The 11,353-nt window shown below is 67.4% G+C and carries 12 protein-coding genes and 1 pseudogene; 8 read left to right on the top strand and 5 right to left on the bottom strand.

The window, feature by feature from the left end; translation table 11 throughout:
• The 3 genes and pseudogenes from A4R44_RS48830 to A4R44_RS06420 form a co-directional block, all read right to left on the bottom strand.
• Positions 1–214, bottom strand: a pseudogene (locus tag A4R44_RS48830) (aromatic ring-hydroxylating dioxygenase subunit alpha); the annotation flags it as partial.
• A gap of 11 nt (positions 215–225) precedes the next feature.
• Positions 226–1,305: a zinc-binding dehydrogenase gene (locus tag A4R44_RS06425; RefSeq protein ID WP_067577250.1), complete on the bottom strand. Its 1,080-nt coding sequence runs from the start codon at positions 1,303–1,305 to the stop codon at positions 226–228.
• Positions 1,302–1,949, bottom strand: coding sequence for an isochorismatase family protein (locus tag A4R44_RS06420; RefSeq protein ID WP_198545186.1), 648 nt, complete (start codon positions 1,947–1,949; stop codon positions 1,302–1,304). The genes A4R44_RS06425 and A4R44_RS06420 overlap by 4 nt, the downstream gene beginning before the upstream one ends.
• A 307-nt stretch (positions 1,950–2,256) precedes the next feature.
• On the opposite strand from A4R44_RS06420, the gene A4R44_RS06415 reads away from it, so the two are divergent.
• From A4R44_RS06415 to A4R44_RS06395, 5 genes are read left to right on the top strand one after another with little or no spacing between them, the layout of a single operon-like run.
• Positions 2,257–3,006 (top strand): SDR family NAD(P)-dependent oxidoreductase, encoded by a 750-nt coding sequence (locus A4R44_RS06415; RefSeq protein WP_067577248.1) that lies wholly within the window; start codon positions 2,257–2,259, stop codon positions 3,004–3,006.
• A gap of 23 nt (positions 3,007–3,029) precedes the next feature.
• Positions 3,030–5,402 carry a xanthine dehydrogenase family protein molybdopterin-binding subunit gene (locus A4R44_RS06410; RefSeq protein ID WP_095213212.1) on the top strand — a complete coding sequence of 791 codons (2,373 nt, stop codon included), beginning with the start codon at positions 3,030–3,032 and terminating at the stop codon, positions 5,400–5,402.
• The gene (locus A4R44_RS06405) at positions 5,399–6,217 is read left to right on the top strand and encodes a xanthine dehydrogenase family protein subunit M (RefSeq protein ID WP_067577244.1); all 819 of its coding nucleotides are present in this window, start codon (positions 5,399–5,401) and stop codon (positions 6,215–6,217) included. Before A4R44_RS06410 ends, A4R44_RS06405 begins: the two co-directional genes overlap by 4 nt.
• Positions 6,210–6,704 carry a (2Fe-2S)-binding protein gene (locus tag A4R44_RS06400; RefSeq protein ID WP_067577242.1) on the top strand — a complete coding sequence of 165 codons (495 nt, stop codon included), beginning with the start codon at positions 6,210–6,212 and terminating at the stop codon, positions 6,702–6,704. The genes A4R44_RS06405 and A4R44_RS06400 overlap by 8 nt, the downstream gene beginning before the upstream one ends.
• Before the next feature lie 20 nt (positions 6,705–6,724).
• Positions 6,725–7,411 (top strand): SRPBCC family protein, encoded by a 687-nt coding sequence (locus tag A4R44_RS06395; protein WP_067577240.1) that lies wholly within the window; start codon positions 6,725–6,727, stop codon positions 7,409–7,411.
• On the opposite strand, the gene A4R44_RS06390 is transcribed toward A4R44_RS06395, so the two are convergent.
• The gene (locus tag A4R44_RS06390) at positions 7,347–8,057 is read right to left on the bottom strand and encodes a GntR family transcriptional regulator (RefSeq protein ID WP_161269452.1); all 711 of its coding nucleotides are present in this window, start codon (positions 8,055–8,057) and stop codon (positions 7,347–7,349) included. The genes A4R44_RS06395 and A4R44_RS06390 overlap by 65 nt on opposite strands.
• A 49-nt stretch (positions 8,058–8,106) precedes the next feature.
• On the opposite strand from A4R44_RS06390, the gene A4R44_RS06385 reads away from it, so the two are divergent.
• Positions 8,107–8,871, top strand: a complete 765-nt coding sequence (locus tag A4R44_RS06385; RefSeq protein ID WP_198545185.1) for an Asp/Glu racemase — start codon at positions 8,107–8,109, stop codon at positions 8,869–8,871.
• On the opposite strand, the gene A4R44_RS06380 is transcribed toward A4R44_RS06385, so the two are convergent.
• Complete coding sequence (locus tag A4R44_RS06380) at positions 8,841–9,539, bottom strand: GntR family transcriptional regulator (protein WP_067577236.1); 699 nt, start codon at positions 9,537–9,539, stop codon at positions 8,841–8,843. The two genes, A4R44_RS06385 and A4R44_RS06380, sit on opposite strands and share 31 nt — an antisense overlap.
• Positions 9,540–10,367: 828 nt before the next feature.
• Between A4R44_RS06380 and A4R44_RS47770 the strand changes: the two genes are divergently transcribed.
• Positions 10,368–10,586, top strand: a complete 219-nt coding sequence (locus A4R44_RS47770; RefSeq protein ID WP_157904825.1) for a hypothetical protein — start codon at positions 10,368–10,370, stop codon at positions 10,584–10,586.
• Between the two features lie 235 nt (positions 10,587–10,821).
• A complete protein-coding gene (locus A4R44_RS06370; RefSeq protein ID WP_157904824.1) occupies positions 10,822–11,289 on the top strand; it encodes a hypothetical protein in 468 nt (155 codons plus the stop codon).
• Positions 11,290–11,353 lie beyond the last annotated feature (64 nt).

Below are 11,353 nucleotides of genomic sequence, written 5' to 3'. Positions count from 1 at the left end.
GGTTCACGATCACCGGCTGCCTGCCGAGGTAGGCGGTCCGGTAGTCGCCCGGTTCGGGGATCTCCGTCTCGTGCGCGACGAACACCCAGGTCCGGTGGAACACGGTGACCAGCTCGCGCGCGAAGATCGACGGGTCCCGGTAGATCCGGGTGCTGACGTGCCAGTCGTCGGTGATCAGCGGGTCCTTCGCCGGGCCGTCCGCGGTGATGCTCATGGTCTTGCTCCTCAGCGGTGAGAAAGGTCGGGGAAGACGGTGGCCCGGATGGCTCCGGGGTCGTCGTTCGCGGCGTTGAGCGCCTTTTCGGTGTCCTCGATCGAGAACCGGCCCGTGCACAGCAGATCGAGCGGGTAGCGGCCGGACTCGATCAGCCGCAGCGCGGGCGGGACGAGCCTGCTGGGCCGCCCGCGGACCCCGCGCAGGGTGAGCACTCGCCGGTTCATCGCGTCCACAATGGACTCGGCACCGCCGCCGGCTCCCTTGGCGACCCCGGCTTGCACGACGGTCGCGCGGTCGCCCGCGACGGCGAGCGCGGTGTCGAGCCCGGCCGCGCTGCTCGCGACGTTGACCACCACGTCCGCGAACGTCCCGTCGGTCAGGTGCGCGACCTGCTCGATGACGTCTCCGGTCAGCGTGTGGTCGGCGCCCAGCTCTCGCGCGACCGCCAGGCGAGCTTCGTCGGCGGACGTGCCGACGACGATCACCTTGCCCGCGCCCGCTTCCTTCGCGCCGACGAGACACGCGAGGCCGTGCGGACCCGGCCCGACGATCACGACAGTCCCGCCCTGGTGCAGCCCGCCCACACGGGTGACCCAGTCGAGCCCGTTGGAGATCGGGATGAACAACTGCACCAGTTCCGCGGGCACGTCCTCGGACACCTTGTGCACGATCGCCTGCGGGTGCAGGTACAGGTAGTCGGCGTACCCGCCGTACAACCCCGGTCCACTGTGGATGGACTTCCCGCCGTACCGCGGCACCCGGCACATCTGATACGCGCCCGCCAGGCACGAACGGCAGGTGCCGCAGGGCAAATACTCCTCCACGACGATGCGATCGCCTGCCGCGACGCCCCATCGCCGCGCCGCGCCGTCGCCGAGTTCGGCGATCCGGCCCACCAGTTCGTGCCCGAGCACGCACGGAAGTTCGTAGAACGGGTTGACTCCCCGGTACGCGGCGATGTCGGTGCCGCAGACGCCGGTCGCCTCGATCTTGAGCAGGCCGTCGTCGGTTCCGATGCGCGGCAACGGGAATTCCTCGATCGTGAGCTGTCCTTCGCCGTGCAGCACGGCGGCCCTGCTGGTCGTCATTCCCCGGCCTTCCGCTCGGACGCGCGCAGGAGCTGCCCGGCCTCGGCGGCGGTGACGACCTGCCCGTACTTGGCCTGGATGTCGAAGAGTGCGGCCGCGTGGGGTTCCGCGGCGCGATCGGCGACCGCGTCGCCGGGCACCACGGCGCGATAGCCGTGCTGGAGCGCGTCGACCACGGTCGCCCGCACGCAGCCCGACGTCGTCGCTCCGGTGACCACGACACCGTCGCAACCGGAACCGGCGAGGAACGCCGCGAGGTTGGTGCCGAAGAAACCCGACGCGAACAGCTTCGCCAGCACGGGTTCGTCCGGTCGCGGGGCGAGCCGCTCGTCGATCTCCGCCCACCGGCTCCCGGCCCGGCACTGGGCGAGCGCCGGCATCTTCTCCAGGAAAGGCGCGGCAACGCGCTCATCGGCCGCGGCGTACTGGATCCGCGTGAACACGCGAGGCAGCCCCAGCCCGCGCGCGAGGTCGAGCAGCCGGGCTGTCTCCCGCACGGCTTCGCCGGCGTCGCAGCCGAGAGCCGAGTCCCGGTCGGTGAACCCGTAGGTGAAGTCGACGACGACCAGAGCGGGTCGCCGGATCCCGGACTGACGCTCCCCGATACGCCTCTCCCGGTACAGCTGGGCGGCTGTGACGGACACGCCCCACCTCCTTGAACTGGATAAGTTGCATACAACTTTGCGTGGATGTGCCTGAGCCTGCGTGGGCGATGCCTCCACTGGGGTTGCCCAAACAGCAGATAGAATTCTATATTCAGAGCATGAGTTGCGGGCCGCGGGATGTCAAGTGTCGGTGTTCGGGCAGGTCAAGATCGCAAATTGACCCGGATTGGCGAGCGGTTGCCTCTTGACGGCTCACCTCCGATCGGGTGCAGTGCCAGGGTCAGCGGTTTGCGGCTACGTCACCAATCGAGGAAAAGTTGCATACAAATCTCCGAAGGGGGACAGGATGGCTTTGCCAGGCCGGACCGCGCTGGTGACCGGCGGCGGGAGCGGGATCGGTGCGGCCTGCGCGCGCCGGCTCGCTGCGGAGGGAGTGGACGTCGTCGTGCTCGACGTGCGTCCCGGCGCTGCCCAGGAGGTCGCGCTAAGGACAGGCGGTCGTGCTCTGGTCGTTGACCTGGCCGATCTTGCCGCGGTCGACGAGGCGTTGCGCGGCATCGAGGTCGACATCGTGGTCAACAACGCGGGAGTGCAGCACCTCGCGTTGCTGCACGAATTTCCGCCCGCGGAGTTCACCCGCCTGCTCGACGTCATGCTGCAGGCTCCGTTCCGGATCGCCCGTGCGGTGCTGCCGGGCATGTATGCGCGCCGCTGGGGCCGGTTCGTGCACATCACCTCGATCCGGGGCGTGCTCGGCGATGTCCGCAAAGGTGCCTACGTCGCCGCCAAACACGGCGTCGAAGGACTGTCCAAGACGATCGCCCTGGAAGGCGCCGCGCACGGCGTGACGTCGAATTGCATCGCCCCGGCCTGGGTCGAAACACCGCTGACTCACGACCTCGCCGGCCGGCAAGCCGAGATCCGCGGCACGACCCCGCGGGAGGTCATCGAAGACGTGATGCTCGGCGGCGCGGCCATCAAGGAGTTGATCGAGGCCGACGAGATCGCGGCGCTGACTGTCCACTTGTGCTCAGCCGCCGCCCGCCACACGACCGGCACGTCCATCCCGGTCGATGGCGGATGGCTGGCTGGATGAGCACCGTCCGACGAGGAGAATCTGTGAAACCAGCCAAACGGCGCCACGGCATCGGCGCGAGGGCACCGCGCCGCGAGGATGCCCGCCACCTCGCCGGGCGCGGCACGTTCATCGCCGACCTCCGGCTGGCCGGCTTGCGCGAGGTCGCGTTCGTGCGCAGCCAGGTGCCCCACGGGCGCCTTGCCCGAGTTGCCAAACCAGCGGACGCCGAGCCCGGAACGGTGTGGACCGCGGAGGATCTCGCGCCGTTCGCCCAAGCGCTCACCGCGACCTCGACTCTGCCGGGATTCCGCGCGGCTCCGCTGCCCAATCTGGCGTCGGACAAGGTGCGTTATGTCGGGGAAGCGATCGCGCTCGCCATCGGCGACACCCGAGCCGAAGCCGAAGACCTGGCCGGCGAGATCACCGCCGACATCGAAGCGCTGCCGCCGATACCGGACTTCACCACCGCGCTCGCCGGAGAGACACTCGTGCACGACGAGTGGCCGGACAACATCTTCGCCACCACCCAGGGCGATTTCGGCGATCTCGACGAGGCCGTGCGTGCCGCGGCGGTCTCGATCACGCGGGAGTACACGATGAACCGGCAAGCGGTCGTGCCGCTGGAAACTCGCGGCGTCGCGGCGCACTACGACCGGTCGGCGGACCTGCTGACCGTGTGGTCGTCGACGCAGACGCCGCACATGATCCGCGACATGATCGCCTTGCAGCTGGGAATCGAAGCCAGGCGCGTCCGCGTGGTCTCCCCGGACATGGGCGGCGGGTTCGGCGCCAAATGCTCGGTCTATCCGGAAGAAGTCGCACTGGCGGCCATCGCGATGCAGCTCGACTACCCCGTCCGCTGGGTCGAAGACCGGTGGGAAGCGATGGTGTCCTCCACCCAAGCCCGCGACCACCACTACCGCATCACCGCGCACGCGGCGGCGGACGGCACGCTGCTGGGCGTCGAGGCCGACATCGTCGTCGACAGCGGTGCCTACTCGGTGCACCCCTGGACGGCGACGATGGACGCGACCATGTCGTCAGCGATGATCCCCGGTCCGTATCGGCTGCGGAACTACCGATTCCGCACTCGAAGCGTTGCCAGCAACAAGACTCCCTCCGGCCCTTACCGCGGCGTCGCCCGCCCAGGAGCCTGCTTCGCCATCGAACGCACCCTCGACGACCTCGCGCACGCGCTGGACATCGAGCCGCACGAGATGCGGATGCACAACATGGTCACCCCGGCCGAGATGCCGTACCGGTCGGTGGCGAACAAGGTCTACGACAGCGGCGACTACGCGGAGGCCGTGCGCCGAGCGGCGGCGCTCCTCGGACACGGCGAATGGCGTGCTCGACAGCAGGCGACGCCACTCGATTCACGCCACCGCATCGGAATCGGCTACGGCTCTTTCACCGAACAGACAGCTCACGGGTGCATCGAATGGGCCTCGCGCGGTCTCGCGATCACCATCGGGACCGAGGGTGCGCGGCTGGCAATGGACGCCACTGGCAGCTTCACCCTCGCCGCGGGCATCAAGAGCCACGGCCAAAGCTCGGAAACCACTCTCGCGCAGGTGGTGAGCGAGGTCTTCGACGTCGACATCGAACGTGTCAGTGTCCTTCACGGCGACACCGCCGTCACCCCACGCGGCGACGGAACCTTCGCTTCACGGTCGATGGTGATGGCCGGTGGCGCGACTTTCGGCGCCGCGCGCGAGCTTGCGGCAAAGGTCCTGGACATCGCCGCAGTGCTCCTCGGCGAATCCGCAGCCTCTCTCACGTTGCGCGACGGCGCGGTCCACAGCCGGACGGGCTCGATCGACTACGCCGCTCTGGCGAAAGAATTCCTCTTCACTCCCGACCACGTGCCAGGCGTCGCGCCGGGTCTGGAATGCACCTGCTACTACCAGCCCGAGGTGCAGACCGGCGCGTTCACCTACGCGACGCACGCCGTGGCAGTCGAGGTCGACCTCGACACCGGCGACGTGAAACTGCTGGACTACGCGATCGTCGAAGACTGTGGCACGATCGTGAACCCGCAGGTCGTTGACGGTCAGTTGATCGGCGGTATCGCGCAGGGCATCGGCACCGCACTGCTGGAGGAACTGGTCTACGACGCCGACGGCCAGCCGAAGTCCACCAGCTTCCTCGACTACCTGCTGCCTGGGGCGAGTGAAGTGCCGGAGATCAAGATCGGCCATCTCGAAACGCCCTCGCCCTACACGGTCTTCGGGATGAAAGGTGCCGGGGAAGGCGGTTCGATCGCCCCGCCCGCGGCGATCGCCAACGCGGTGACCGACGCGCTGCGCGAGTTCGGCGCGCTCGCCAACGAAACGCCGATAAGTCCGGCGCGCGTGTGGTCGGCGCTGCAGCTCGCGAACGCGCAGGCGCGTGAAGTGGGGGCGGCCCGGTGAAACCCGCGGACTTCACCTATCACCGGCCGTCCACAGCGGAGCAAGCTGCGAGTCTGCTCGCCGAGCTGTCCGACGCGAAGGTGCTCGCCGGCGGCCAGAGCCTGTTGCCCATCATGAACATGCGGCTGGCCTCGCCCGAACACCTCGTCGACCTCACTGCCATCCGAGGACTGCGGACTTTCACCGAAGCCGACGACCAGATCCGCTACGGGGCGACCACGACCCACATGATGCTCGAAGAACAACTCGTTCCCGACCGCACCAACGGTTTGCTCCCGCGTGCGGCGTCCGGCATCGGCTACCGGGCGATCCGCAACCGCGGCACGCTCGCGGGCAGCCTGGCCCATGCGGACTCCAGCGCCGAGTGGCCGACGATCATGGCCGCTGTCGACGCCGCCGTGCACACGCTGTCCGTCCGCGGCACTCGTCGCATCCCGGTACGCGACCTCCTGCGGGGCTTCTTCACCACGGCCTTGGACGAGGACGAATTCATTACCGGAGTCGAGGTCGCCCGCTTCGCGCCGGAGACCCGATGGGGCTTGTACAAGATGGCGCGTAAACCCGGCGAGTTCGCCGAATCGCTCGCTGTGGCGCTCCTGCGCCCCGACGGCGCCGAACTCTGGCTGGGCGCCGCGCGCGACGTCCCGATCCGGCTGCCGAACACCGAAGCGGTCGCCGAATCACCCGAGCTGCCCGATCTCCTCGACGCCGTCGGTGCCGACACCGGCAGCGACGGACACCAACGCCAGCTGCACGCCGTCTCGGTGCAGCGAGCATTGAACGCCGCGCACCACCAGGAGGTAACCCGTGTCTGAGGTGACTATCGAGCTTACCGTCAACGGCCGCAAGAAATTCGCGACCGTGCCTGCCCGCACCACGCTCGCGGACTTGCTGCGCGACCGCTTCCACCTCACGGGCACGCACTTGGGCTGCGAGCAAGGAGTGTGCGGCGCGTGCACTGTCCTCGTCGACGAGCTGCCGATGCGTTCCTGCCTCGTCTTGGCGGCTTCTTGCCAGGGCACCGAAGTCGTGACTGTCGAAGGGCTTGACGGGCCGGACGCCGACCGGGTTCGCGCCGCCTTCTCCCACGAGGGAGCGCTGCAGTGCGGATTCTGCACGCCCGGCATGCTGCTCGCCGCCCACGACCTGGTGCGTCGCCGCGAAGCGCTCACCCGCGACGAGGTGTGCGTCGCGCTGGCAGGCAACATCTGCCGCTGCACCGGCTACAACGGCATCGTCCGCGCCGTCCAGTCCGCGACAGCCGAGGGCATCGAGGCCGAAGGATCCGCGACCGTCCATTGAGGACACCAGAAGGGAATGTCATGGAATTCTCGAACGACTTCATCGTGCCCACCGACATCGCCACCGCGTGGACCGTGCTGACCGACGTGCCGCGCATCGCCCCGTGCCTGCCGGGCGCGACTGTTGAGCCCGCCGACGGCGACTCCTACCGCGGCTCAGTGTCGATGAAGGTCGGCCCGATCAAGGTTTCTTACGGCGGTACCGCCGCATTTCGCGAGCTGGACGAGCCCGCCCGGCGCATGGTCCTCGACGCCCGGGGGAAGGAGAAAACCGGCAAAGGGTCAGCGGCCGCGGTCGTCACCGTCACCCTGCACGAGGCATCCAGCGACAAGACCCGCGTGGACGTGCACACCGACCTGCAGATCACCGGAAAACTGGCGCAGTTCGGCCGCAGCGCGATGGCTGACGTCGGCGCACGCCTGATCGGCCAGTTCGCGACCAACCTGGAAGCCCTGCTGGCCCCGGCCCCGCAGGCGGCGTCCGCGACCGACCGCGAGCCAAGTCGCAACGGCCGTGTCCCAGCCACGTCCGAGACGCCAACGGCGGCGCGGCCAGGCTCGGACCTCAACGCACTCGCGCTCGTGGCTCCTGTGCTCAAACGCGCCGTACCGGCTGCGGGAGCGTTCACGCTGGGCGTGCTGCTTACGTGGCTGGTGGGACGGCGGGGAACTGCTCGTTCTGGAGAACGGCCCGTTGCGCTGCCCTGATGTGCACCTTCATGATCATCTCCGCGCTTTCTGAGTCGTGCTGTCGGAGTGCCTCGATCAGCTCACGGTGGTGTTCGGCGCTGCGCTGCAGGTCACGGTCGCTGTAGCGCAGAAATGTGCGTCGCACCAACGGAAGTCCGAACACCCCGGTCAGCAGCGAGATCAAGCTGTCGCTGCGGGTCGCTTCGAGGATCAGTGCATGGAATTCGTTGTTCAACGCCGCCGCATCGGCAGCCCCACGTCGGCCCTGCGCGATCGCCTCGCAGTACGCCGTCAGGTTCGCCTCCAGCGCGGCAATGGCCGTGTCGTTGATCTTCTGCGCCGCGACGGCGGCGACATAACCTTCGACGACCGCGCGGAGCCCGTAGATCTCGACGATCTGTTCCCGGCTCCACCCGACCACTTGTGCTCCGCGGTGACGTTCGAGCCGGACCAGTCCTTCCGAACCCAAGCGGCTGAGCGCCTCCCGCACCGGTGTGCGGCTCATGCCCAGAGATCCGGCGAGCGCGCTCTCCCGCAACCAAGTCCCGGGCGGCATCTCGTCGGACACGAGCTGTTCGAGGATCTGCTCGTACGCCCGCCGCGCCGCCGACGACGTCATCGCAGGCTGCCGGCCACCCTCGGGGGCGGCTTCTCGATCCGTCATCGCTTCCACCACCGAAAAGCCCGTCCTTATCCGCACTGAAGGAGAATCCGTGTCCCCGTATCGCCTCGGCCTCATCGTGCCGAGTTCCAACACGACCATGGAAACCGAAGTTCCCGCGCTCCTGCGCCGCCGCGCCGACCCGGACGAAGTGTTCACGATCCACTCCAGCAGGGCGGTGCTGCATACTGTCGACCCCGAATCGCTTCACCGAATGGTCGGCGAGGGAGAGCGGTGCGCGGCCGAACTCGCCGACGCGCGAGTAACCGCGATCGGCTACGCCTGCCTGATCGCGCTGATGGCCGAAGGGCCGCGTGCGCACGAACGCATCGAACCACGGCTGTCTGACGTGGCCGAGCAGGCGGGCTGCCCAGCGCCGGTGATCAGCAGCGCGGGCGCGCTCGTGCGCACCCTGCTGGACCTGAAGCTGCAGAAAGTGGCGATCGTGACCCCGTATCTGCCGTCGCTGACCGAGATGGTGATCCGCTACCTCGCGGCTTACGACATCGAAGTCGTGGACTCCGTCAGTCTCGGAGTGGCGGACAACCACCGCGTCGGCGCACTCGATCCCGCCGGCTTGCCCGGACACGTCGAGCGGCTCGACCTGTCCCGCGCGGACGGCCTGGTTCTCTCCGCCTGCGTCCAGATGCCGTCGCTGCCCGCGGTCGATCCGGTCGAACGGAAGATCGGACTGCCGGTCGTCACGGCCGCAACCTCGACCACCCGTGAACTGCTGCGCGCGACCGGCCTGGAGCCGGTCGTGACCAGGGCAGGCGCGGCGCTGGCTCAGCCCTCGGTCTCGTTGTTCTCCAGATAACGCAACGAGCTGGTGAGGCTGGCCGTCAAATGCGCGGCCAGCACCTTGGTCGCGCCGTCGGCGTCGCCGGCGCGGATCCGCTTCACCAGCTCCGCGTGCTCGGCCGCCGCGGCTGCTTGGCGGTCGAGGTCGGGCAGGCTGCTCATCACGTACCGTTCGCACGTGTTCCACAATATGCACAGGTGCGTGTGCAGCACGCCTTCGCCGCCAGCGCGGAAAAGCGCGAAGTGGAACTCCCGATGCGCTTCGAGCATCTCCCGCGACACAAACGGAACCTTCCGCTGGGAAAGCTCCTGCATCTTGCGAAGCCAGAACTCCATCGTCTCGACGACGGCGGCATTTTCCGGCGCGGCAGCCCGCTGGGCGGCGAGAGGCTCGATCCGCTGCAGGATCTCGAACGCGTCCCGCAAGTCCCGGACGCTCAGCTCCCGCACCACCGTGCCGCGCCGCGGCAGATTCTCAACCAGCGACTCGGCTTCCAGCTGCCGCACGGCCTCCCGCAACGGAACCCGGCTGACCTCCAGCTCCGCGGCGAGTTCGTACACCGGAACCTTCGCCCCGGGCTGGAGCACTCCGAGCACGATGCGGTTGCGCAGCTCTTGGGCGACGAACTCGGTGATCGTCCCCGGAGTCGTCGGAGCTCCGGACCGGGATTCGATGCCAGGCACCCCGCAAGCTCCTTACTCTCCACTGTCCGACGCGAACAGCATACAGTTTTCTTTTTACCCCGACCGTCATGGCCCGGTGGCCAGTTACGGCTCGACGGTGGGGGACCGAAGCCCGTCGAAGCTGGCTGGCCGACTGAGTGCGGCGAGTGATAAGTACTGGCCAACGGCCACTTTCGTGCGCGTGCGGGCCAAGGTTCCCGGATGCGTCCTGCTGCTTGCCGGTCGGAGTTCCGCATGACTACCTCGGCGGCGATCAGGCCGATTTGTGATGTCATGGCGGCAGTGGTTCGGGAGCCCGCTGACGATGTCGAGGAGGATGCCCCTCGGCCGTCGATCGACGCAGCATCGCGTCCGCCCCTGCCGACGTTGCCCAGGGTAGGTGGTCCGGCTGACGTCATAGTGCTCGCGGAAGCTGCCCTGCGCCGCTCGCGAGCCGGGTCGGCGGCAGAGGCCGTGGCGAGAGCCTCGATGTAATCCGGCGCGGCCGCAAAGAAAGATCGGAGCCCAGGGTATCTTGGTTCGGTCAGCGATACCGCCTGGAGTTGATGCTCGCCATCGCCGCGTCTGTCTCACCGATCCGGCGAGAACCCTCGACGTCACGATCAGCAATCTGCAAAGCCCGATGCGTGCTCCGATCAACACTGGCCTGATTCAGCCCGCTTCCGCGAGGAGACTCCTGTCGGAGGTTCTACATCCGCAACCCCAGTGCCGCCTGGGCCTGTGCCGGTGAGCTGAGCAGGGTATGCGCGACTCTGTGTCCGAAACCGGACCTGGCAGGACCGAGTCGGCACGGGGCGTCACGTCAACTGACGGCGACAACTCGTAACAATGACGGCGAAACCGGCGACTTATTACGATACCTTTGCCGATCCGAGGGAATATAACAACGGTGACCCCCGGTACCCGGGTTCGCCGATGATCGCGCTGGACACCCTGCGCGGCCATGACCGTTTTCCGAATATGAGCAGAACCGAGTTCCTGTTCAAGGATAACGGCGCTGCCTTGCAGTGGCAACTTGACTCGCCTCATCGAAACGGTCAAGTGTGAGACACGACCCGCGGCCAAAAATGTCAAGGCCGACATCGAGGACAAGACTTTCATCGAGGTCACCAGCATGATGCTCGACGACTTGGACGAGTGCAACACGCGGCTCGCGCCGACCTTCGCGTTCGTCGACCCTGTCGGAGTCAAGGCCGCCCCGATGTCCGTCCTCCTTCGCCTGACTATCCGAAAGGTGAGCTGCTCATCTATTTCGCACACGAGGCGGTAACCCGATTCTGCGGTGGGGGAAATATCGATCAAGCCCTGCCAACTGCACGAGATGTGCAAGTACCCCTATATCCAGAGCTTCGCGATGTATGGCGACCGTGGCAAGCGACTTTACGACCTGTTCTACCGCACACGTGAACTCATCGGCCTGGACAGCATGAAAGCCGCGATGTGGAAGGGGCCCCGTCAGGCGAATTCAGCTTCCGTGATCGGCTCGCTAACCAGGAAGTCATTTTCTCGCAGTCCATGTTCCGCCGTGCCGCGGCACCGGCACCTGCTCCAACACTTCGCAGGCCAAGCCGTCACTATCGAATCCGTTGTTGACCATGTGGTGGCTGCGACGCCGGACGCCAGCAGCCACGTCAAACGCACTACCTTGGCACCGATGCAAACGGACGGCCTGATCGCCAGGCCCAACCAGGCCCGAAAGAACTCCTACCCGAATGGAACCGTCATCGTCTTCCCCGACGCTCTGGCATAAATCGGCGACGACGCCAGGCCGGCGAGAACAATCCCTGGTCGCGCACCGATGAGGTCTGTTCGCG

This window comes from Amycolatopsis sp. M39, from assembly GCF_001651785.1.
Lineage (GTDB): Bacteria > Actinomycetota > Actinomycetes > Mycobacteriales > Pseudonocardiaceae > Amycolatopsis > Amycolatopsis rubida.
The sequence above is the reverse complement of the archived record's forward strand: the minus strand, read 5'-3'. Positions and strand labels throughout refer to the sequence as shown.

Coding starts and splice junctions, on each gene's coding strand:
- A4R44_RS06425 (WP_067577250.1), bottom strand. CDS start 1,305: ATGACGACCAGCAGGGCCGCCGTGCTGCACGGCGAAGGACAGCTCACG.
- A4R44_RS06415 (WP_067577248.1), top strand. CDS start 2,257: ATGGCTTTGCCAGGCCGGACCGCGCTGGTGACCGGCGGCGGGAGCGGG.
- A4R44_RS06395 (WP_067577240.1), top strand. CDS start 6,725: ATGGAATTCTCGAACGACTTCATCGTGCCCACCGACATCGCCACCGCG.
- A4R44_RS06390 (WP_161269452.1), bottom strand. CDS start 8,057: ATGACGGATCGAGAAGCCGCCCCCGAGGGTGGCCGGCAGCCTGCGATG.
- A4R44_RS47770 (WP_157904825.1), top strand. CDS start 10,368: ATGACGGCGAAACCGGCGACTTATTACGATACCTTTGCCGATCCGAGG.